At 59.8% G+C, this 21,832-nt stretch carries 25 protein-coding genes, 1 tRNA gene and 1 pseudogene; 19 read left to right on the top strand and 8 right to left on the bottom strand.

Features of this window, described 5'->3' with window-relative positions; genetic code table 11:
* Positions 1–3 precede the first annotated feature (3 nt).
* Positions 4–957, bottom strand: coding sequence for a hypothetical protein (locus BZL41_RS25875; RefSeq protein WP_095601914.1), 954 nt, complete (start codon positions 955–957; stop codon positions 4–6).
* 10 nt (positions 958–967) lie between these two features.
* The gene (locus tag BZL41_RS25880) at positions 968–2,683 is read right to left on the bottom strand and encodes a proline--tRNA ligase (protein WP_095601915.1); all 1,716 of its coding nucleotides are present in this window, start codon (positions 2,681–2,683) and stop codon (positions 968–970) included.
* A 114-nt stretch (positions 2,684–2,797) separates the two neighbouring features.
* On the opposite strand from BZL41_RS25880, the gene BZL41_RS25885 reads away from it, so the two are divergent.
* Positions 2,798–3,205 carry a PaaI family thioesterase gene (locus BZL41_RS25885; RefSeq protein WP_095601934.1) on the top strand — a complete coding sequence of 136 codons (408 nt, stop codon included), beginning with the start codon at positions 2,798–2,800 and terminating at the stop codon, positions 3,203–3,205.
* Between the two features lie 62 nt (positions 3,206–3,267).
* On the opposite strand, the gene BZL41_RS25890 is transcribed toward BZL41_RS25885, so the two are convergent.
* The gene (locus BZL41_RS25890; protein ID WP_095601916.1) at positions 3,268–4,545 is read right to left on the bottom strand and encodes an OprD family porin; all 1,278 of its coding nucleotides are present in this window, start codon (positions 4,543–4,545) and stop codon (positions 3,268–3,270) included.
* 763 nt (positions 4,546–5,308) lie between these two features.
* On the opposite strand from BZL41_RS25890, the gene BZL41_RS25895 reads away from it, so the two are divergent.
* The gene (locus BZL41_RS25895; protein ID WP_095601917.1) at positions 5,309–5,737 is read left to right on the top strand and encodes an HIT domain-containing protein; all 429 of its coding nucleotides are present in this window, start codon (positions 5,309–5,311) and stop codon (positions 5,735–5,737) included.
* On the top strand, positions 5,734–5,940 hold the full coding sequence (locus BZL41_RS25900) for a SlyX family protein (RefSeq protein ID WP_084334641.1): 207 nt from the start codon (positions 5,734–5,736) through the stop codon (positions 5,938–5,940). Before BZL41_RS25895 ends, BZL41_RS25900 begins: the two co-directional genes overlap by 4 nt.
* A gap of 46 nt (positions 5,941–5,986) precedes the next feature.
* On the opposite strand, the gene BZL41_RS29220 is transcribed toward BZL41_RS25900, so the two are convergent.
* The 5 genes and pseudogenes from BZL41_RS29220 to BZL41_RS25920 all read right to left on the bottom strand — a co-directional run bounded on the left by BZL41_RS29220 (position 5,987) and on the right by BZL41_RS25920 (position 9,341).
* A complete protein-coding gene (locus BZL41_RS29220; protein ID WP_256578244.1) occupies positions 5,987–6,217 on the bottom strand; it encodes a cold-shock protein in 231 nt (76 codons plus the stop codon).
* 54 nt (positions 6,218–6,271) lie between these two features.
* Positions 6,272–6,661: pseudogene (locus BZL41_RS29305) on the bottom strand (cold shock domain-containing protein membrane protein); the annotation flags it as partial.
* A gap of 97 nt (positions 6,662–6,758) precedes the next feature.
* Complete coding sequence (locus tag BZL41_RS25910; protein WP_095601919.1) at positions 6,759–7,823, bottom strand: GGDEF domain-containing protein; 1,065 nt, start codon at positions 7,821–7,823, stop codon at positions 6,759–6,761.
* 108 nt (positions 7,824–7,931) lie between these two features.
* Positions 7,932–8,402 (bottom strand): Dps family protein, encoded by a 471-nt coding sequence (locus BZL41_RS25915; RefSeq protein WP_084334635.1) that lies wholly within the window; start codon positions 8,400–8,402, stop codon positions 7,932–7,934.
* Positions 8,403–8,522: 120 nt separating this feature from the next.
* A complete protein-coding gene (locus tag BZL41_RS25920; RefSeq protein ID WP_095601920.1) occupies positions 8,523–9,341 on the bottom strand; it encodes an SDR family oxidoreductase in 819 nt (272 codons plus the stop codon).
* 250 nt (positions 9,342–9,591) lie between these two features.
* Between BZL41_RS25920 and BZL41_RS25925 the strand changes: the two genes are divergently transcribed.
* From BZL41_RS25925 to BZL41_RS26000, 16 genes are all read left to right on the top strand, one after another.
* Positions 9,592–9,861, top strand: a complete 270-nt coding sequence (locus BZL41_RS25925; protein WP_095601921.1) for an FmdB family zinc ribbon protein — start codon at positions 9,592–9,594, stop codon at positions 9,859–9,861.
* Between the two features lie 44 nt (positions 9,862–9,905).
* Positions 9,906–11,681 carry an aspartate--tRNA ligase gene (gene aspS, locus BZL41_RS25930; protein ID WP_095601922.1) on the top strand — a complete coding sequence of 592 codons (1,776 nt, stop codon included), beginning with the start codon at positions 9,906–9,908 and terminating at the stop codon, positions 11,679–11,681.
* A 63-nt stretch (positions 11,682–11,744) separates the two neighbouring features.
* A complete protein-coding gene (locus BZL41_RS25935) occupies positions 11,745–12,494 on the top strand; it encodes a YebC/PmpR family DNA-binding transcriptional regulator (protein WP_095601923.1) in 750 nt (249 codons plus the stop codon).
* Between the two features lie 184 nt (positions 12,495–12,678).
* Entirely contained in the window at positions 12,679–13,203 is a 525-nt protein-coding gene (gene ruvC / locus BZL41_RS25940; RefSeq protein ID WP_095601924.1) for a crossover junction endodeoxyribonuclease RuvC, read from the top strand.
* 16 nt (positions 13,204–13,219) lie between these two features.
* Positions 13,220–13,825, top strand: a complete 606-nt coding sequence (ruvA, locus tag BZL41_RS25945; RefSeq protein WP_095601925.1) for a Holliday junction branch migration protein RuvA — start codon at positions 13,220–13,222, stop codon at positions 13,823–13,825.
* Positions 13,826–14,878 (top strand): Holliday junction branch migration DNA helicase RuvB, encoded by a 1,053-nt coding sequence (gene ruvB / locus BZL41_RS25950; protein ID WP_095601926.1) that lies wholly within the window; start codon positions 13,826–13,828, stop codon positions 14,876–14,878. It begins immediately after the preceding gene.
* 51 nt (positions 14,879–14,929) lie between these two features.
* The gene (ybgC, locus tag BZL41_RS25955) at positions 14,930–15,373 is read left to right on the top strand and encodes a tol-pal system-associated acyl-CoA thioesterase (RefSeq protein WP_095601927.1); all 444 of its coding nucleotides are present in this window, start codon (positions 14,930–14,932) and stop codon (positions 15,371–15,373) included.
* A 2-nt stretch (positions 15,374–15,375) separates the two neighbouring features.
* Entirely contained in the window at positions 15,376–16,068 is a 693-nt protein-coding gene (tolQ, locus tag BZL41_RS25960) for a protein TolQ (protein WP_084334621.1), read from the top strand.
* A 13-nt stretch (positions 16,069–16,081) separates the two neighbouring features.
* Positions 16,082–16,534, top strand: coding sequence for a protein TolR (gene tolR, locus BZL41_RS25965; RefSeq protein ID WP_084334619.1), 453 nt, complete (start codon positions 16,082–16,084; stop codon positions 16,532–16,534).
* On the top strand, positions 16,531–17,520 hold the full coding sequence (gene tolA / locus BZL41_RS25970) for a cell envelope integrity protein TolA (RefSeq protein WP_095601928.1): 990 nt from the start codon (positions 16,531–16,533) through the stop codon (positions 17,518–17,520). The genes tolR and tolA overlap by 4 nt, the downstream gene beginning before the upstream one ends.
* Positions 17,517–18,815, top strand: coding sequence for a Tol-Pal system beta propeller repeat protein TolB (tolB, locus tag BZL41_RS25975; RefSeq protein ID WP_095601929.1), 1,299 nt, complete (start codon positions 17,517–17,519; stop codon positions 18,813–18,815). Before tolA ends, tolB begins: the two co-directional genes overlap by 4 nt.
* A 54-nt stretch (positions 18,816–18,869) precedes the next feature.
* The gene (gene pal, locus BZL41_RS25980; protein ID WP_084334614.1) at positions 18,870–19,367 is read left to right on the top strand and encodes a peptidoglycan-associated lipoprotein Pal; all 498 of its coding nucleotides are present in this window, start codon (positions 18,870–18,872) and stop codon (positions 19,365–19,367) included.
* 6 nt (positions 19,368–19,373) lie between these two features.
* Positions 19,374–20,189: a tol-pal system protein YbgF gene (ybgF, locus tag BZL41_RS25985; protein ID WP_095601930.1), complete on the top strand. Its 816-nt coding sequence runs from the start codon at positions 19,374–19,376 to the stop codon at positions 20,187–20,189.
* Between the two features lie 149 nt (positions 20,190–20,338).
* Positions 20,339–20,986, top strand: a complete 648-nt coding sequence (gene queE, locus BZL41_RS25990) for a 7-carboxy-7-deazaguanine synthase QueE (RefSeq protein ID WP_095601935.1) — start codon at positions 20,339–20,341, stop codon at positions 20,984–20,986.
* Between the two features lie 38 nt (positions 20,987–21,024).
* Positions 21,025–21,699, top strand: coding sequence for a 7-cyano-7-deazaguanine synthase QueC (queC, locus tag BZL41_RS25995; RefSeq protein ID WP_095601931.1), 675 nt, complete (start codon positions 21,025–21,027; stop codon positions 21,697–21,699).
* Between the two features lie 56 nt (positions 21,700–21,755).
* Positions 21,756–21,831 (top strand) — tRNA-Lys (locus tag BZL41_RS26000).
* The last annotated feature ends 1 nt before the right edge of the window (position 21,832 follow it).

The following is a 21,832-nucleotide window of genomic DNA, read 5'->3' on the forward strand; positions in this document are numbered from 1 at the left end:
CGTTCACTGATCTTCGCCGGGGTCGGCCACCAAGCGGCCGTCCTGAGTCAGGGCCTTCAAGAATTCCTGTTGCAGCTCCGGGTCGTTCCGGGTTAGCTCGATGAGACTCTGCTCCAGTTCGCTGGCTTCTTCTTCCAGGCCTAGCTCGGAAAGACGTCGGACTCGGTGTACCCACTGGTCGACATCATCGTCTTCCAGATCGTCGAAGATCAGCGCATGGGCTTCCTGCAACTTGCCACGCAAGGTTCGGCTGACCAATAACGTGGCTTCCGCGCGAACTCCGTCCTGAGGGTCCTCGACACTGAGCAACAAGGTGCCCAGGCGGTTTACGTCGTGTTCAGCGAAAGGGCCATCGAGCAGATTGAGGCGTAGAACGCCGTTACGATCCGTCAACAGCTCATGGGTCTGCTCCCCGGCCTTGATCAGCACAGGGCGCTCTGCCCAGGGCAGGCTCGAGTACTCCATGCGCTTGTCCTGCTGCTTTTCGTCCAGCTCGGCCAGATTCTGCTGGGAGCGCCCGTTGGACTCCACGTTCATGAACGGATTGAGCCCGGCAAAACCGTAGCTGATCCAATCCTTGGTCGCGGTGTCCGGCAGGCTGCCGAGCATGACTACGTTGAGCGCATTGGCCCCGATGCCCGCTACCACGGCCACCGCGCCCAGGGGTATCTCGTAGAACTCGCGCCAGGGTTGATAGGGCGTATAGCGATCGTAACGGCGCGTAACTTCGAAAGCGGTGACTTCGAAAGTCTTTTGTTCGTGGATGCGAATCCGCCGCTGCGGCAATTCGAGCACGCGTGGCTCGCCGACGTCGATCTGCAGGCTGTGGTCCAGCAACTTGCGTTCGACTCGCTCTTCATGCTCGCTGCGCTGGGGAAGATGATTGGCGCAGCCGCTCAGGAAGAGGGTGCCGCAAAGCGCGGCACCGGCAAGGCGTAAGGGACTTCGCTTGAACATGGTTTCTCGATCAGCGACGAATACGGGCGGAGAGGAACGACAGCACTTCATCGACCGGGACCGAGTGGGCATCGGCTTCGCGGCGGTTCTTGTACTCCAGCTTGCCTTCGGCCAGCCCTCGATCGCTCACCACGATGCGGTGCGGGATACCGATCAGCTCCATGTCGGCAAATTTGATGCCGGGGCTGGTTTTCTTGTCGCGGTCGTCCAGAAGGACTTCGAAGCCGGCGGCAGTCAGGTCCGCGTAAAGCTTGTCGGTGACCTGCTTCACTTCTGCGGTCTCGTACTTCAAGGGCACCAGGGCGATCTGGAACGGAGCCAGGGCGTCCGGCCAGAGAATGCCGCGCTCATCGTAATTCTGCTCGATGGCAGCCGCGACCACACGGGAAACGCCGATACCGTAGCAACCCATGATCAGCGTAGTGGGCTTGCCCTGCTCGCTGAGGACATTGAGTTTCATGGCCTCGCTGTATTTGGTGCCGAGCTGGAAGATATGCCCGACCTCGATGCCGCGCTTGATCACCAGGGTGCCTTTGCCGTCCGGGCTGGGGTCGCCGGCGATCACGTTACGCAGATCGGCGACCACCGGCAGCGGCAGGTCGCGCTCCCAGTTGACGCCGAAGTAGTGTTTGTCGTCGATGTTGGCGCCGATGGCGAAATCGCTCATCAGGGCGACGGAGCGGTCGACGATGCAGGGCAAGGGCAGGTTCAGCGGGCCAAGGGAGCCGGCACCGGCGCCGATAGCGGCACGCAGCTCGGCTTCCGAGGCGAACACCAGAGGGCTGGCTACCTGTTCCAGGTTGGCCGCCTTGATCTCGTTCAGCTCATGGTCGCCACGAACGATCAGGGCGATCAAGGTGCCTTCTTCGGCGCCGCGAACCACCAGGGTCTTGATGGTCTTTTCGATCGGCAGGCCGAATTTCTCCACCAAGTCGGCGATGGTCTTGGTGTTCGGTGTGTCGATCAGGCGCAGTTCTTCGCTCGGCGCCGGGCGTTCCGTCTCCCGGGGTAGTGCTTCGGCTTTTTCGATGTTGGCGGCGTAGTCCGAGCTGTCGCTAAAGGCGATGTCGTCTTCGCCGGAGTCGGCCAGTACGTGGAATTCGTGGGAGCCCGTACCGCCGATGGAGCCGGTATCGGCCTGCACCGGGCGGAAATTCAGACCGAGGCGGGTGAAGACATTGCAATACGCCTGATGCATGCGGTCATAGGTTTCCTGCAAGGATTCCTGGCTCAAATGGAAGGAGTAGGCATCCTTCATGACGAACTCGCGCCCGCGCATCAGACCGAAGCGCGGACGAATCTCGTCACGGAATTTGGTCTGGATCTGGTAGACGTTGAGCGGCAGTTGCTTGTAGCTGTTCAGCTCGTTGCGCATCAGGTCGGTAATGACCTCTTCGTGGGTCGGGCCGACACAGAAGTCGCGCTCATGGCGGTCCTTCAATCGCAGCAATTCGGGACCATACTGCTCCCAGCGCCCCGATTCCTGCCAGAGCTCGGCGGGCTGGATGGCCGGCATCAGCACTTCGAGCGCGCCGGCGGCATTCATTTCCTCGCGGACGATGGTCTCGACCTTGCGGAGAACCCGTAAGCCCATCGGCAGCCAGGTATAGAGGCCCGAGGCAAGTTTGCGGATCATGCCGGCGCGCAGCATCAACTGATGGCTGATCACCACGGCATCGGAAGGCGTTTCTTTGAGAGTCGAGAGCAGGTACTGACTGGTACGCATGTTTGGCCGTTCTGTCGGTTGCGAGGCTTTTGCTAGGCCGGCATTGTACGGTGCCTATTCGGATGCGTATAGGATGCAGGCAGGTCACGGGAGAGGGAGAGACAAGTGACGATATTGACTGCTGAGCAAGTACAGGCCTTGATCCGCGCGGGATTACCAATGGCCGAGGATATCAACCTGTGCATCGATCGGCTGGATGCACAGGGTGTGCTGGCGCGGGTCCCGTTCAGCGCCAAGTTGGTGCGTCCCGGCGGCACTCTTTCCGGGCCGACCATCATGGCGTTGGCGGATGCCGCCATGTATGCGGTGGTGCTGGGGCGTTTGGGGCGAGTGGAGATGGCGGTGACTTCGAACCTGAATATCAACTTCTTGGTCAAGCCTAGGCCGGTGGATCTATTAGCCGAAGCTACGATTCTGAGATTGAGCCGACGACAGGCGGTGTGCGAAGTTTCCCTTTTCTCTCTGGGGGCTGAGGATGAATTGGTTGCGCATGTTACCGGGACATACGCGCTACCGCTTTGAATAGAGAAGAGCCCGGCAAGTGCCGGGCTCTTCCTAGGGTGCCACTGTTTGATGCTGGGAGATTACAGCACTTCCAGCGGATACTCGACGATCAGGCGGAAATCGTTGATGTCGGCATCGTACGAATCATTGGCACGGTAAATGGCATTACGAACACGGAAGGACAGGTCCTTCGCTGCGCCTTCCTGGATAACGTATTTGGCTTCGATATCCAGCTCGTGCTCTTTCGCGTCGCTAGCTTCGCCGACATCAATATTGTCACCGGTGACATAGCGAGTCATGAAACTCAAGCCCGGAATGCCATAGGTAGCCATGTTGATGTCATAGCGTGCTTGCCAAGAGCGCTCATCCTTACCCAGGAAGTCGGAGTACTGGACGGAGTTGGCGAGATAGATGGCGCCGCCACCATCGATACCGTAGTTATAGCCGGTATCGCCGGAGGAGCGCTGGTGTGCCAAGGTGAACTTATGGGCGCCAATGCTATAAGCAGCAGCCAAGCTCCAGATTTTGTTATCCAGTTCGCCAGCCAGGGCCCGGCCTTCGTCATCGCTCTTATAGAAGTTGAAGTCGAAGTTCAATGCCTGGTCTTCTGCCAGCGGCAGGTTGTAGTTCAGGTTCAGATATTTCTTTTTCCAGAAATCTTCTACGTCCGAAGCGTAGAGACCTGCGCTGAAGTCGTCAGTAAAGCTATAGCTCCCACCGACAATGTTGGCAGACTTCAGGGTGCTATCAAAATCGCCCTGAGTAACAGTGTCTCTACCAGTGGCAGTCTGGCTGCTCAACGCGGTGAAACGGCCCGCAACCAGTTCAAGTCCTTCGATCTCGTTGCTGGTTAGCAGGGTACCGGTAGCCACTTCCGGAAGAATACGGCTGTCGTCGGTGGAGAATACCGGAGTATCAACCATCTGTTTGCCATATTTCAGAACAGTGTCGGAAATACGGAACTTGATGGCGGCGCCTGCTTCGGACTGGGTGTCATCGCCACGGCCATCATCTGTTTTCGCAAATTGGCCGGTACCATAACGACCTCTGCCGCTATCTAGTTTGATGCTGCTCAATGTATGTGCATCAACGCCGACACCTACGGTGCCTTGAGTGAAACCCGACTCATAAAGCAGGCGGATGCCGAGGCCGGTCTCTTCACGGTATCCGTTGTCACCAGTCCCCGCTGCATTCGGGCGGTCACGGAAATCGCGGTTCATGTAAAGAACGCGGTTGAAGATTTTGAAGTTGCTGTCTTCGATGAATCCCTTGGATTCGGACTGGCTGGACGCTACTGCCATTTGAGTGGTGCCCGCGGCCACGGCCAGGGCGATTACGCTCCACTTCATCACTTGCATCGTGATTGCTCCTTTGGTTTAGAAGATTCTGACTGCCCGGTTGATTATTATTTGGGCAATTCTTTCTTTTTGTGTCGGCGCTAACTTATAGCACGCGGACGGTTAAGGCGATAGTTGCAATCTATTCCTTGCGAATTCTTCACAGCGTTGTCGCAATTTCGCATGAAGGGTGTCGCAAATTCATAGATTTTGACTTGCATCCTTTCCCGGCAGGCTGTTGGGCCTGTCAGGTGCTGTTCTTCGGAAGCTCCTTGGTAATACGTGTCAGCGAGTCGTCGCCAAAGCCTTGTCGTGGATTAGCAAGAACCATGCGCAAAATAGGGTCGTTGGGCAACCTTTGGCATTTTTTCGAAAAAACTGCTGCTGAAGGTGGCTATTGCTTCAACCTTGTCTCGACTTGTTGGACGAATGGCGGCTTTCCGGTGGGGTTGCGTACTGGAGGCGAGGCTGATAGCGAATGGCAACTAGCGTTACCGGGGAAACTTGCAGTGGGTGGGACGATTACAGGCGGTAACGGGTGCCGTAACGCGTCCAATTCTGTGCAAGTCGACTCCTCCGTCGGTTCTAAAGAGAGGTAAGAGTGCGCGGATCGTGAGCGTTGGCGAGGTAGGGCTGCCCTATTTTGGAGCGCTGGTGGGGCGGTTGCATGGTTTCACTCCATGGGTGGCTTGGTTATGCTGCGCGGCCCGATGGCCTGGCTGCTTGTCGCTCGGGGCTCAAAGGCTAAGCTCAAAACAATCACCAGCCGAACAGGAGATGTCGCATGTTCGTCTTGGATTCACGCTTACAGCAGGACACCGTCTCGATTGGCGATTTCCCCTTGTGTCGCCTGCTGCTGATGAATGACGCCAATTATCCCTGGTTCATTCTCGTCCCTCGTCGGGAAGAGGTCAGTGAGTTGTTCCAGTTGGATGCTGCCGACCAGTTGGCGCTGTGGCGGGAAACCACTGCCTTGGCGGAGACGCTGAAAGATACCTTTCGGGCCGATAAGATGAATGTCGCCGCGTTGGGTAACGTGGTCGGTCAATTGCACATGCATGTGATTGTCCGTCGTCGGGATGATGCGGCATGGCCTGCTCCTGTCTGGGGGCGGCATCCTGCGAAACCGTACGATGCGAAACAGATCGATGAGATCCGTGCCAAGCTCCGTCTGGTCTTGACGGAGGATTTCCATTTTGGGGGTGAGTCATGAGTCTCGAAATACGAATCACCGACTTGGAAACCCGGTTGGCGTTCCAGGATGACACCATCCAGGCGCTCAATGATGTGCTGGTCGCTCAGCAGCGTGTGCTTGAGCGCCTTCAGTTGCAGGTTGAAATGCTGTCGAAGCGTCAGGACGAGTTGCAGGGGCAGTTCGGTATCGATGAAGACGAGGCACCACCGCCTCATTATTGAGTTGCTAAAAGAAAAAGGCCGCTGATGCGGCCTTTCTTCATTGTGCTTAGCGACGACTGGGCAGCGCTGCGATTACATCCTCTGCCTGCAGGCCTTTGTCTCTTTGCATGACGGAGAACTCCACGCGCTGGCCTTCTACCAGAACCCGGTGGCCCTCGCCGCGAATGGCACGGAAGTGGACGAAGATGTCTTCGCCGTTATCCCGAGAAATGAAGCCGAAACCCTTGGAGGTATTGAACCATTTGACCGTGCCGGTCTCTCGATTGCCGTCGGTGATTGGGCTGTCCTGTCGGTAGACAGGGCCCGGTTTTGCGGTGATGGCAAGATTCAGCAGTACTGCTGCAATCGCCGGCGCCAGGCCGAAGAGGATGGCGGGCTGGCCGGCGATGTAAGGGAATGGTACGAGCAGGACGATTGTCTGCAGTACCACCGCCAGGACCAGCAGGAGAGAGGTCAGGATATGCCAGGGCGTGGGAGCGGGTTGGTTGGCCGAGGGTTGCGCTGGGACGATCAGCAGGTTGAGCAGGCCGAACAGTGCCAGGTAGATCGCATCGGGTTGCTGCAGGTAAGGCAGGGCTTCGCTGCGCAGGCTGGGAATAAAGGACAGCAGCAAGGCAACTGCGCCCGTCAGGAGATGGACGATTTTCAACATGGGCAATGAACTCACTTTGCGAAAGGTATAGAAAGCGCGGCTCGTACTTCCTCCGATGAAGAACGACATGGAGGTGCGCAAAAGACCGGCCTATGTTCCCGCTCATCCGCAAGGAGGGGCGGAAACACGAGGCGTATTTAACAGTAAAAGCGCGGGGTTGCTCAAATCATGCGCTGAGCGCGGCTTCCGAAACGGGGGGGTGAATCTGGTTGCGACCGTTCCGCTTGGCTTGGTAGAGCGCATCGTCGGCGCGGGTGATGAGGCTTTCCAGATCGTCGCCGGACTCTGCCAGGGTGATGCCGAAGGAGGCCGTGATGGTATCCAATATCTGATCGGTACGACGGACCTTGACACGCAATGCCTGGATCTTGAGGCGTAGCTGCTCGGCGAAGTGCTGGGCGGTTTCCATGTCGAAGCAGTCGCGCAGAATGACGCAGAACTCTTCGCCGCCGTAACGGGCTGCCATGGCACGTGGAGGAAGCAGGTCGCGCAACAGTTGGCCGACATGTTGGAGAACGCGGTCGCCCAGTGGGTGGCCGTACTGGTCATTGAACTGCTTGAAGTGGTCGATATCGAGCATTACCAGTGCCAGCCCGTGGTGGTCGGCGTTCAGTGCTTGTTCGAGCAGGCGGGTGAAGGCATGCCGGTTGAAGACGTGAGTCAGGCTGTCGAGCGTCGCGGCCCTTTGGGCGCGTTCCAACTGGTTGCGCAGGTTCTGGATTTCCGTCTGGGCTGCGCGCAAGCGATAGAGAAACTTTTCCTGCTGCTCCTGCATCAGCTGTGTGCTTTGTTGCAGTTCGTTGAGCACGTTGGGCAGATCATCAATGATCGGCTCATGCAGGGCGGCGAGGCCTTGGCTCAGGCTGGCCTGATAGGCCTGGCTGCCGGCCACGCTGCGCGAAACATCGCCCTCGATGTCGTCGACCAGTTCGAGAACTTGCTGTTGCCCTGCGCGAGTCTCTTCCAATTCTCCCCGGATGATGTAGTCGCGGAAGAGCTTGGCAGCGGTTTCCGGAGGGAAGCTGGCGAAATCCTTGACGATCTTGTCCAGACGCCTGTTCAGTTCGGGCTCCTGACCTTTGCAGTAGGTATACCAGAGCGCGTAATGAATGGGATTCGGCGGAATGTCGTGACGCACCATGTGCGGTACCGCCTGTTTCAGGAGTTCCGCCGCCTCTCGGGTCTCTTCCGGGTACAGCTCAAGAATGGAGGGGGCTTTCGGCTGGCTCATGGATGTCACTGGTCGGTCGGGGTTGCCTGAGAATAGAACAGTCGGTGGCGCGTCGCCTAGGCGGGGTGAGCGCCAAGATGGCCTTTTGCCGCGCCACCGGACGACTGGTTAGGCGTCGAGCAGGCTGCGCAGCATCCAGGCGGTCTTTTCATGGATCTGCATGCGTTGGGTCAGCAGGTCGGCAGTGGGCTCGTCGCTGACCTTCTCGAGCAGCGGGAAAATACCGCGGGCTGTGCGGATCACCGCTTCCTGGCCCTGGACGAGCTGCTTGATCATGTCCTGGGCGGAGGGCACTTCCTCTTCCTCCTTGATGGAGGACAGGCGGGCATAGGCGGCATAGGTTCCCGGAGCGGGGAAGCCGAGGGCGCGAATGCGTTCGGCGATGGAGTCTACGGCCAGGGCCAGTTCGTTGTACTGACCTTCGAACATCAGATGCAGGGTATTGAACATCGGGCCGGTGACGTTCCAGTGGAAGTTATGAGTCTTCAGATACAGGGTATAGGTGTCCGCGAGCAGTCGGGACAGGCCTTCGGCGATGGCTTTGCGGTCCTGTTCGGCAATGCCGATGTTGATTTCCATGCCATTTCTCCTCTCTGTTTGCTTGAAGCGATACGGATAGAGCCTAACACAGGGTGGGCTGGGCTAATCCTTGGCGTGTGTCAATGAAGCTCTGTTTAGAAGGTGCGGTTGTCTGGATGTTCATCGCTTGGGCAGCAATCTGGCAAGCAGGCGAGGATAGGCGGCGGGAAGCAGCCGTTGCATGCGGTCGAGCAGGCGGGCATCGGCACCGATGAGGATGCGGGGGTTGTCCGCCTTTATGCCTTTGACGATGGCTTCGGCTGCCTGTGCGGCGCTAGTGCGAGCCAGCCGCTCGAAGCGCTCCGCGGCGCGACCGGCATCCCGGCAGCCATCCACGCTCTGGTAGAAGCGTGCGGCGCGAGCGATGTTGGTCTTGATGCCGCCGGGGTGGACGCAGCTGGCTGAGACGCCGGAGCCATGGATTTCCTGGCGCAGGGCTTCGGTAAAACCGCGAACGGCGAATTTGCTGGCGTTGTAGGCGCCCTGGGTCGGAATGCCAATGATGCCGAAGATGCTGGAGAGATTGACGATGTGACCGTCGCCGTTTTTCAGCAGATGGGGCAGGAAGGCCTTGGTGCCATGTACGACTCCCCAGAAATTGATGCCCATCAACCATTCGAAATCGTCGTAGCTCAACTCCGCAATGGTTTGCGTTACCGCGACCCCGGCATTGTTGATGATCAGCTGGGCACGGCCATGCTGGTTCAGTACGTCATCGGCGAATGAGTAGACGGCACTTCGATCGGAAACATCCAGGACATGCAGGCTGACGGCCTGTGTGTGGTCTCGGATCGCTGCTGCGGTGGTTTCCAATCCTCGTGCATCGATATCGGCAAGGGCCAGGTGGCATCCTTCCCCGGCCAGGCGTTCGGCCAATGCCCGGCCGATACCTGAGGCAGCGCCAGTGATCACGGCTACCTTGCCGGAAAGTGTCTGCATGATCGCTCCTTGGGGGCGGGTGATGAGCCCGTTCTGGTGGGTCTGGCTTTCCATAAATGAGCTGAGCGTCTCGGCTCGGTGGCGAGGGTAGTCACAGTAGCGTTCGGGTACAACTGATAAGTGCATTGGGAGAAGCGGGGTGGGATGGGCTGGCGGCTGCGTCGAATCGATTAACCATATATAATCCCGCCCCTTGCCGCGGGACGCGGGCTCGCGGCGTTGTTTCTTTATACGATGCTGGAGCGATCCGATGCCTATTTATGAGTATCAGTGCGGGTCCTGTGGCCATCAGCTGGAAGCCATCCAGAAATTCAGCGATGCGCCATTGGTCGATTGCCCGACCTGCGATAAGCCTGAATTGAAGAAAATGCTTTCGGTGCCTGGATTCCGCTTGAAGGGCGGGGGCTGGTACGAGACCGATTTCAAGACTGGCGCGAAGAAGAATCTGGCCGCTGGCGACAGTGCTCCAGCCTGCTCCGGCAATGGCTGTGGCGCCTCCGGTTGCTCCGCCGCCGATTGAGCGGCACGACGAACTCAAGACTCACGAGAAGCGAAAACACCATCATGATGCGCAGCCACTATTGCGGCCAACTGAACGAGAGCCTGGATGGGCAGGAAGTCACCCTTTGCGGTTGGGTACACCGCCGTCGCGACCATGGCGGGGTAATCTTCCTCGACATTCGTGACCGCGAAGGCCTGGCCCAGGTGGTATTCGATCCGGATCGCGCGGATACCTTCGCCACCGCCGACCGGGTGCGCAGCGAATACGTGGTCAAGATCACCGGCAAGGTGCGTTTGCGTCCGGCTGGAGCGGTCAATCCGAACATGGCTTCCGGTGCCATCGAAGTATTGGGCTACGAACTGGAAGTGCTGAACCAGGCAGAAACGCCGCCGTTCCCGCTGGACGAATACTCCGATGTCGGTGAAGAAACGCGTCTGCGTTATCGCTTCATCGATCTTCGTCGGCCGGAAATGGCCGCCAAGCTGAAGTTGCGCTCGCGCATCACCAGCAGTATCCGTCGGTATCTGGACGAGAACGGCTTCCTCGACGTGGAAACGCCGATCCTGACCCGGGCGACACCGGAAGGCGCGCGCGATTATCTGGTGCCGAGTCGTACCCATGCCGGCAGCTTCTTCGCTTTGCCGCAATCCCCTCAGCTGTTCAAGCAGCTCCTGATGGTGGCCGGCTTCGATCGCTACTACCAGATCGCCAAGTGCTTCCGCGACGAGGACCTGCGTGCTGATCGCCAGCCGGAATTCACCCAGATCGACATCGAAACCAGCTTCCTCGATGAAAGCGACATCATGGGTATCACCGAGAACATGATTCGCAAACTGTTCAAGGAGGTGCTCGACCTGGAGTTCGGTGCGTTCCCGCACATGACTTTCGAAGAAGCCATGCGCCGCTACGGTTCGGACAAGCCGGACCTGCGTATTCCGCTGGAGCTGGTGGATGTCGCCGATCAGCTCAAGGAAGTGGAGTTCAAGGTGTTCAGCGGTCCGGCCAACGATGCGAAAGGACGTGTCGCTGCATTGCGCGTACCGGGCGCTGCGAACATGCCGCGCAGCCAGATCGACGACTACACCAAGTTCGTCGGAATCTATGGCGCCAAGGGGCTGGCCTACATCAAGGTCAACGAGCGCGCCAAGGGTGTAGAGGGGCTGCAGTCGCCGATCGTCAAGTTCATTCCGGAAGCCAATCTCAACGTGATCCTCGATCGCGTCGGGGCGGTGGACGGGGATATCGTATTCTTTGGCGCAGACAAGGCGAAGATCGTCAGCGAAGCCCTGGGTGCCCTGCGTATTCGCCTGGGCCACGACCTCAACCTGCTCACTTGCGAGTGGGCGCCGCTGTGGGTCGTGGATTTCCCGATGTTCGAAGAGAACGACGACGGCTCGCTCTCCGCGTTGCACCACCCGTTCACCTCGCCGAAGTGCACGCCGGCCGAGCTGGAAGCGAATCCGGCCGCAGCCCTGTCGCGCGCTTACGACATGGTTCTGAACGGTACCGAGCTGGGCGGTGGGTCCATCCGTATCCATAACAAGGAGATGCAGCAGGCGGTCTTCCGCGTACTGGGCATCAGCGAAGACGAGCAGCAGGAAAAATTCGGCTTCCTCCTCGACGCCCTCAAATTCGGTGCGCCGCCGCATGGCGGACTGGCGTTCGGCCTGGATCGCCTGGTGATGTTGATGACCGGCGCTCAGTCGATCCGCGAGGTCATCGCCTTCCCGAAAACCCAGAGTGCCGCCTGCGTCATGACCCAGGCGCCGGGTGCGGTGGACGCCAAGGCGCTGCGCGAGCTGCACATCCGCCTGCGCGAGCAGCCGAAAGCGGAATAATCGTTCAACCATTGGGGCGGCACGTGTCGTGTGCCGCCGAGCTGAAGAGAAACGGAGTGAGTTATGGCTGGTCATTCCAAATGGGCCAACATCAAGCACCGCAAGGAACGTCAGGACGCCAAGCGCGGCAAGATCTTCACCAAGCTGATTCGTGAATTGACCGTCGCGGCCAAGCATGGCGGCGGAAACCCGGCGGATAACCCGCGTCTGCGCCTGGCCGTGGACAAGGCACTGACCGCCAACATGACCCGTGACACCATCGATCGCGCCATTGCCCGTGGGGCCGGTTCGAACGATGCCGACAACATGGTCGAACTGAGCTATGAAGGCTATGCGCCGAGCGGCGTGGCGATCATCGTCGAGGCGATGACCGACAACCGTAATCGCACCGCGGCGGAAGTGCGTCACGCCTTCAGCAAGTGCGGTGGCAACTTAGGCACCGACGGTTCGGTGGCCTACATGTTCGATCGTAAGGGGCAGATCAGCTATGCGCCGGGCGTCGACGAAGACGCATTGATGGAAGCGGCGCTGGAAGCGGGTGCCGACGACGTGGTGGCCGCAGAGGACGGTTCGGTCGAGGTCTACACGTCCTTCGCCGATTTCCTGTCGGTGAACGAGGCGCTGACCACCGCGGGATTCAAGGGCGATGAGGCGGAAGTGGCGATGATTCCTTCGATCACCGCGCCGATTGCCGACTTGGAGACCGCGCAGAAGGTCATGAAGTTGATCGATATGCTGGAAGACCTGGACGATGTGCAGAACGTCTACCACAACGCCGAAATTCCTGACGAGATCATGGAACAGCTGAGCTGACGAACCGGGTCGAACGAGCCGGAAGTGACCGGGCGCGAGCTGCCCTGGGGCTTCCGGCTTTTTCATGTGGCTGACGGCCTGCTGCCGATACGCCCGTGGTGACGCAGACGGCGGTGGCCCTATATACTCCTGGCCTGGATAAATAGACAGTGCGGTGGCTTCACGTCACCGATGGAAAACAGGCATGACGCTGATCCTGGGGATTGACCCCGGTTCGAGAATCACCGGATTCGGTGTGGTACGCGATACCGGTCGTGGCTGCGAATATGTCGCGTCGGGCTGTATCCGTACCGGGAATGGTGCGTTGCACGAACGCCTGCAGATCGTCTATCGCGGTGTGCGCGAGATCATCCATAGCTATGGCCCGGTGATGATGGGCATCGAACAGGTGTTCATGGCACGCAATGCGGACTCCGCGCTCAAGCTCGGCCAGGCGCGTGGTGCCGCCATCGTCGCAGCAGCGGAAGAGGGGCTGGAGATCAGCGAATACACCGCGACCCAGGTCAAGCAGGCTATCGTCGGGACGGGGGCGGCTGACAAGCAACAAGTGCAAATGATGGTCATGCACTTGCTGAAACTGACTCAGAAGCCACAGATCGACGCTTCCGACGCCCTGGCCATTGCACTTTGCCATGCCCATAACCGACAAAGCCTGATTCCCCATGGACTGGTCGGCGCCAAACGGCGCAGCGGCCGGTTGCGCTTATGAATAAAGGAAGCGAATCGTGATCGGACGCCTGCGCGGCACCCTGGCGGAAAAGCAGCCGCCACACCTGATCCTGGACGTGGGAGGTATCGGCTACGAATTGGAAGTACCGATGACCACCCTGTATCGCCTGCCGTCCGTCGGAGAGCCGGTCACGCTGCACACGCATCTCGTCGTGAGGGAGGATGCCCAGTTGCTTTACGGCTTCTTCGAAAAGCGCGACCGAGAGCTGTTTCGTGAGCTGATCCGGCTCAATGGGGTGGGACCCAAGCTGGCGTTGGCCTTGATGTCCGGCCTGGAGGTCGATGAGCTGGTACGCTGTGTCCAGGCGCAAGATACCTCCACCCTGGTGAAGATTCCTGGAGTCGGCAAGAAAACCGCGGAGCGTCTGCTGGTCGAGTTGAAGGATCGCTTCAAAGCGTGGGAGACCATACCCGGTATCGCTCCGTTGGTGGTTGAACCTCATGCCGGTGCGGCAGTCTCAAACGCCGGCAACGATGCTGTCAGCGCGTTGATTTCCCTTGGCTTCAAGCCCCAGGAGGCCAGCCGAGCGGTGGCCGCGGTGCAGGAGGAAGGTTTGAGTAGCGAAGAATTGATCCGGCGTGCCCTGAAAGGAATGGTCTAAGTGATCGAAGCCGACCGCCTGATAACCGCCAGCAGTCGTGACCGCGACGAGCAAGTCGACCGTGCCATCCGGCCGTTGCAATTGGCCGAGTACATCGGCCAGCCAGTGGTCCGCGAGCAGATGGAGCTGTTCATTCAGGCGGCCAAGGGACGCAAGGAATCCTTGGATCACACGCTCATCTTCGGCCCGCCCGGTTTGGGCAAAACGACCCTGGCCAACATCATTGCCCAGGAAATGGGCGTGGCGATCAAGAGCACTTCCGGCCCTGTACTGGAGCGCCCTGGCGATCTCGCTGCGTTGCTGACCAACCTCGAGCCCGGCGACGTTCTGTTCGTCGACGAAATACATCGCTTGTCGCCTATCGTCGAGGAAGTGCTCTACCCCGCGATGGAAGATTTCCAGCTCGACATCATGATCGGCGAAGGCCCCGCCGCGCGGTCGATCAAGCTGGACCTGCCGCCGTTCACCCTGGTTGGCGCCACTACCCGGGCCGGCATGCTGACCAATCCGTTGCGTGACCGCTTCGGTATCGTCCAGCGGCTGGAGTTCTACTCGACGCAGGATCTGGCGACCATCGTCAGCCGTGCTGCCGGTATCCTCGGTTTGCCCATCGAGCCGGAAGGGGCCTTCGAAATTGCGCGGCGTGCCCGTGGCACGCCGCGGATCGCCAATCGCCTGCTGCGTCGCGTCCGGGACTTTGCCGAAGTGCGCGGGGAAGGGCGTATCACCCGTGCGATCGCTGACCGGGCGCTCAATCTGCTGGATGTGGACGAGCGGGGATTCGATCACCAGGATCGCCGTCTATTGCTGACCATGATCGACAAGTTCGATGGCGGTCCTGTCGGTATCGATAGCCTGGCTGCGGCCATCAGCGAAGAACGGCACACCATCGAGGACGTACTGGAGCCCTACCTGATCCAGCAGGGGTTCATCATGCGCACGCCTCGTGGACGGGTCGTGACACGCCATGCCTACCTGCATTTCGGCCTGAACTTGCCCAAGCGTCTGAACGATACGCCGACTGCCGATCTGTTCGGCGACGGCGGGGAGTGAAAAAAATTGTTAGCAAGTCCGATTGGCAACTTCAGGAGCCGGCACTAGAGTATGCGCTCGCAAAACGGAGCTCAGCCGTTCGCCCATCGCTGTCGTGTCTACTATGAAGACACCGATGCCGGCGGCATCGTCTATTACGTCAATTACCTCAAATTCATGGAGCGGGCTCGCACCGAGCGCCTGCGTGATCTGGGTTTCGCCCAGTCCGCGTTGGTGGGGGAGAACCTGTTGTTCGTCGTGCATTCCAGCGAAGCGCGCTACCACGCGCCAGCGCGTCTGGACGACGAACTGACGGTGAGCGCCGAAATAATCGAATTGAACCGCGCCAGCCTGCGCTTTCGTCAACAGGTGCGGCGGGTTGCGGATGATGCACTGCTCTGTGAAGGGCAGTTCCTGGTGGCCTGTGTGCGCGCCGACAGTCTGAAACCCCGGGCCATCCCCGAAGCGCTGCGCGCAGCCTTCGCCGGCGCCGGTCTAGCCCTTGCAGGAGAGTAAGCGTGGAAACCAACGTCGATCATACGTCCATGTGGAGCCTGGTCAGCAACGCCAGCATTCTGGTGCAGTTGGTCATGCTCATCCTGGTGGCCGCCTCGGTCACCTCGTGGATCATGATTTTCCAGCGCGGCAATGCCATTCGGGCCGCGCGACGTGCCCTCGACGTGTTCGAGGAGCGGTTCTGGTCGGGCATCGATCTGTCCAAGCTCTACCGTCAGGCCGGTAGCAACCCCGATCCGGATTCCGGTGTCGAGCAGATTTTCAGAGCCGGCTTCAAGGAATTCTCGCGCCTGCGCCAGCAACCGGGCGTCGATCCCGATGCCGTGATGGATGGTGTGGCTCGTGCCATGCGCGTCGCCATCTCGCGGGAGGAAGAGAAACTCGAGCAGAGCCTGCCGTTTCTGGCGACGGTCGGCTCCACCAGTCCTTATATCGGCCTGTTCGGAACCGTGTGGGGCATCATGAACTCGTTCCGCGGCCTGGCTCAGGTACAGCAGGCAACCCTGGCTACCGTGGCGCCGGGTATCGCCGAGGCATTGATTGCCACTGCCATCGGCCTGTTCGCCGCGATTCCGGCCGTGATCGCCTACAACCGTTTCTCCGCGCGCAGCGAAACCCTGATCGGCCGCTACTACACCTTCGCCGACGAGTTCCAGGCCATCCTGCACCGCAAGGTGCACGCAAGCGACGACTGAGCAGGTAATTCCAATGGCTCGCATTCGCCAGAAACGCAAACCGGTCGCCGAGATGAACGTGGTGCCCTACATCGATGTGATGTTGGTGTTGCTGGTCATCTTCATGGTGACCGCGCCGATGCTCAACCAGGGCGTAAAGGTCGACCTGCCTAAAGTGAGCAGCGAAGCGCTGCCACAGGACAACAACGCCCAGGTGCTGACTATCTCGATCAAGGCCGACAAGACCTATTACTGGAACATGGGTTCCGAGGTGGACACTGACACCGTACAGGACAAGGCGCTCACTCTCGAGGAAATGACTCGTGCGGTCACCGCGATCATGAACCAGGGGCGCAGCCAGGGTAAGCAAATCCAGGTATTCGTCCGGGGTGACAAGGCGGTTGACTACGGTGCGGTAATGGCTGCCATGGGCGGTCTGCAACAGGCCGGCGTAGGCAACGTCGGGCTGATCACCGAGGCGCCCTGATGCGTCAGTTCGAACGCTCTTCTTCGGAAAGCTATTTCTGGCCCGCCTTGTGGGCCATTGCTCTGCACGTGCTGGTGTTCGCCCTGCTGTTCGTCAGTTTTGCGATGACGCCGGACCTGCCGCCGGCCAAGCCGATCGTTCAGGCGACTCTCTATCAATTGAAGTCGCAGAGCCAGGCTACGACTCAGACCAACCAGAAGATCGCCGGAGAAGCGAAGAAGACCGCTGCAAGACAATACGAAGTCGAGCAGATGGAACAGCGCAAGGTCGAGCAGGAGCGGCAGGCCACGGCCAAGGCGGCGGAACAAAAGAAAGCCGACGAGGCTCGAAAGGCCGAAGCCGTGAAGAAGGCGGAAGAAGCCAAGAAAGCCGAGGCGGCGAAGAAGGCCGAGGAAGCCAAGAAGGCGGCTGAGCAAAAGCAATTGGCCGATATCGCCAAGAAAAAGGCTGAGGAAGAGGCCAAGAAGAAAGCCGCCGAAGAGGCGAAAAAGAAAGCAGCGGCCGAAGCAGCCAAGAAAAAGGCTGCCGAAGAAGCCAAGAAGAAGGCGGCTGCCGAGGCGGCGAAGAAGAAAGCGGCAGCTGAAGCGGCGCGCAAGGCGGCGGAAGACAAGAAGGCCCAGGCCCTTGCCGAACTGCTGTCGGAAACGACCGAGCGCCAGCAGGCGATTGCGGATACCCAAGGCGATCAGGTGGCCGGCAGCCTGGACGATCTGATCGTCAAACTGGTCAGCGAGCAGTGGCGTCGTCCGCCGTCGGCCCGTAACGGCATGAGTGTCGAGGTGCTGATCGAAATGCTGCCCGATGGCACGATTACCAACGCGAGCGTTACCCGTTCTAGTGGCGACTCGCCATTCGATAATTCAGCTGTGGCAGCGGTGCGCAACGTCGGCCGCATACCCGAGATGCAACAGCTCGATCGCGCTACCTTCGACCGGCTTTACCGGCAGCGTCGCGTCATCTTCAAACCGGAGGATCTGGATCTGTGAACACCTTGATTCGTATTGCCCTGCTGGGCCTGGCCATGCTGGTCGGCAGTGTGCAGGCGGCTGACCCGCTGGTGGTTACCAGCGGCACGGACCGCGCCACGCCGATCGCCGTCGTTCCGTTCGGCTGGCAGGGTGGTTCGGTGCTGCCCGAGGACATGGCCGAGATCATTGGCAATGACCTGCGCAACTCCGGCAGCTTCGAGCCGATTCCGCGGCAGAACATGATCAGCCTGCCGACGCAGGCCAGCGAAGTCATCTACCGCGACTGGAAAGCGCTGGGTGCCCAATACGTTCTGGTCGGTAGCATCGTCCCGGCGGGTGGGCGCTTGCAGGTACAGTTCGCGCTGTTCAATGTGGCGACCGAGCAGCAGGTTCTTACCGGTAGCGTAGGCGGCGGGGTCGATCAGTTGCGCGACATGGCGCACCACATCGCCGACCAATCGTTTGAGAAGCTCACCGGCATCAAGGGCGCCTTCTCGACTCGCCTGCTGTACGTCACGGCCGAGCGTTTCGCGGTGAACAACACCCGCTATACCCTGCAGCGTTCGGACTATGACGGCGCCCGGGCGGTTACGCTGTTGCAATCGCGTGAGCCGATCCTGTCGCCGCGTTTTGCTCCGGATGGTCGTCGTATCGCCTACGTTTCCTTTGAGCAGAAGCGTCCACGCATCTTCATCCAGCACATCGATACCGGCCGCCGCGAGCAGATCACCAACTTCGAAGGGCTGAACGGTGCGCCGGCCTGGTCGCCGGAGGGCAACCGCCTGGCGTTCGTGCTGTCCCGTGATGGCAACCCGGAAATCTATGTCATGGATCTCGGCAGCCGCCAACTGCGTCGGGTGACCAACAATGCTTCGATCGACACCGAGCCGTTCTGGGGCAAGGATGGGCAGACCATTTACTTCACCTCCGACCGAGGCGGCAAGCCGCAGATCTACAAGATGAACATCAACGGCGGTGCCGCGGAGCGGGTGACTTTCATCGGCAACTACAATGCCAACCCGAAGCTGTCGGCTGACGAAAAGACGCTGGTGATGGTGCATCGTCAGGAAGGCTTCACGGTATTCCGTGTGGCCGCCCAGGACCTGCAGCGCGGCAACCTGCGTGTTCTCTCCGAGACCAGTCTCGACGAGTCACCCACTGTTGCGCCTAATGGCACCATGCTAATCTACGCAACCCGCCAGCAGGGCCGGGGAGTCTTGATGCTCGTATCGATCAACGGTCGAGTCAGGCTCCCTCTTCCTACCGCTCAAGGCGAAGTTCGAGAGCCGTCCTGGTCCCCTTACCTGAACTGATGCGGTCCCAACCCTTCTAACACACACACCTAAGGTTTCATTAGGAGCTACACCATGGAAATGCTGAAATTCGGTAAGTTCGCTGCGCTGTCCCTGGCTTTGGCCGTTGCCGTCGGCTGTTCTTCCAAAGGCGGCGACGCCTCCGGCGAAGGCGCTGTCGACCCGAACGCCGGCTACGGTGCCAACACCGGTGCTGTCGATGGCAGCCTGAGCGAAGAAGCCGCTCTGCGCGCCATCACCACCTTCTACTTCGAGTACGACAGCTCCGACCTGAAGCCGGAAGCCATGCGTGCTCTGGACGTTCACGCTAAGGACCTGAAAGGCAACGGCGCTCGCGTCGTCCTGGAAGGCCACGCTGACGAGCGCGGTACCCGTGAGTACAACATGGCCCTGGGCGAGCGTCGTGCCAAGGCCGTTCAGCGCTACCTGGTGCTGCAGGGCGTTTCCCCGGCTCAGCTGGAGCTGGTTTCCTACGGCGAAGAGCGTCCGGTTGCTACTGGCAACGACGAGCAGTCTTGGGCCCAGAACCGTCGCGTCGAACTGCGTAAGTAAGTCGCCATGCGTAAGTGCCGCCGTGCTTTGACCTTGTTGGCGCTCAGCCTGCCGTTCGCGGTATTGGCCGAGGTTCCTGTGGTGGATAACGATGCCGGTTACGGTAGCAGTTCTTATCCCCCGGCCGGGTATGGTACGAGCGGCGCTTACGCCGCAACCGCAGCCGGGGCTTCGGCCCCGGTTTCGGCGCAGGGCGAGATGTACCTGCAGATGCAGCAACTGCAGGAAGAAGTCGCCCAGTTGCGAGGCATGCTGGAAGAGCAGCAAAACGAAATCAGAAACCTCAAGCGCGAAAACCTGGAACGTTACCAGGATCTCGATCGCCGCCTTTCGAGCGGTGCTGCGCAAGGTACCCCGAATACTCCTGCCGATGGCGCCATCAACGCCGGCGGCGCACCGACTCCGCCGCCTGGCCAGGCCCCGGCAAGCAACGAACCAGCGGACCCGGCGAAAGAGAAACTGTACTACGAAGCAGCCTTCGATCTGATCAAGGCCAAGGACTTCGACAAAGCCAGTCAGGCATTCACCGCCTTCCTGCGCAAATATCCAAATAGCCAGTACGCCGGGAATGCCCAGTATTGGCTGGGCGAGGTCAATCTCGCCAAGGGCGATCTGCAAGGTGCCGGACAGGCGTTCGCGAGGGTCAGCCAGGCGTATCCGCAGCACGCCAAGGTGCCCGATTCGCTGTACAAGCTGGCCGATGTAGAGCGGCGCCTGGGTAATAACGACAAGGCCCGAGGCCTTCTTCAGCAAGTTATTTCCCAGTATCCGGGCAGCTCGGCAGCCCAATTGGCCCAGCGCGACCTGCAGAATCTGCGTTGAGCAGTCATCGGGGCGGGCTAAGCCCCGTTGAGCCGAACACCTGCGATCAGAAAACCCGCACCTGCTGCGGGTTTTTTCGTTAGAATCGCCACCCCCTATTCCCGCAACGGAGGCGGATGGCCTGTTTCGCCGTCACGCCCGTGGCTGATATGCAAGAAACCCTGCGAATTACCGAGATTTTCTACTCGCTGCAGGGGGAGACGCGCACCGCCGGTTTGCCGACGGTGTTCGTTCGCCTGACCGGCTGTCCCCTGCGCTGTCAATATTGCGATACCGCCTACGCGTTCAGCGGCGGCGAAATCATGACCCTCGATGCCATTATCGAGAGCGTTGCCAGCCATAAGCCGCGTTATGTCTGCGTGACCGGTGGCGAGCCATTGGCCCAACCCAACTGCATCCCGCTGCTCGAGCGGCTCTGCGATGCCGGCTACGAGGTTTCCCTGGAAACCAGCGGGGCCCTGGATATCGCCGCCGTGGATCCGCGTGTCAGTCGGGTCGTCGACCTGAAGACGCCGGGTTCGGCTGAGGTCACCCGCAATCGCTACGAGAATCTCGGCCTGCTCAACCGTAACGACCAAGTGAAGTTCGTGCTCTGCTCGCGCGAGGATTACGACTGGGCGGTTTCCAAACTGATCGAATATCGCTTGGATCAGCGTGTCGGTGAGGTGCTGTTCTCGCCCAGTCACCATGAACTGGATGCGCGTTCGCTGGCCGATTGGATCGTCAGCGATAACCTGCCGATACGCCTGCAACTGCAACTGCACAAGCTTCTCTGGAACGATGAGCCTGGGCACTGACAGGCCCGAAACTCATCGCTGTTCGTTGGGGATTCGATATGAGTGAAAAGAAGGCGGTCATTCTTCTGTCCGGTGGCCTCGATTCGGCGACGGTTGTCGCCCTGGCACGTGCCCAGGGGTACGTCTGTTACAGCATGAGCTTCGACTATGGCCAACGGCATCGCGCCGAGTTGAAGGCGGCTGAGCGTGTGGCGCGGCAACTCGGCGTGATCGAGCACAAGGTCGTCGGCCTCAACCTCAACGGTATCGGCGGGTCGGCTCTGACCGACGAGTCTATCGCCGTACCGGAAAGCCCGACCGAAGGCATCCCGGTGACCTATGTGCCGGCGCGCAATACGGTGTTCCTGGCGCTCGCGCTGGGATGGGCCGAAGTATTGGGAGCGAGGGATATCTTTATCGGTGTCAATGCGGTCGATTATTCGGGATATCCCGATTGCCGTCCCGAGTTCATCGAGGCCTTCGAGCGAATGGCCAACCTGGCGACCAAGGCTGGAGTGGAGGGGCAGGGCTTTCGCATCCAGGCTCCGCTGCAGAATCTGAGCAAGGCCGAGATCATTCAGGCCGGTGCTCGACACGGCGTCGACTATGCTCTTACGGTGTCCTGCTACCAGGCAGACGAAGAGGGTAATGCCTGTGGCAAATGCGACAGTTGCCGCCTGCGCGCGGCAGGTTTTTCGGCGGCTGGTGTGGCCGATCCGACCCGTTATCGCTAAAAGTTTCGGTGGGGTGTTGATTTCCTGAATAAAATCAGTATCATGCGCTCCGCATTGGGTCGTTAGCTCAGTCGGTAGAGCAGTTGGCTTTTAACCAATTGGTCGTAGGTTCGAATCCTACACGACCCACCAT

This window comes from Pseudomonas sp. PIC25 (assembly GCF_002286785.1).
Classification (GTDB): Bacteria; Pseudomonadota; Gammaproteobacteria; order Pseudomonadales; family Pseudomonadaceae; genus Pseudomonas_M.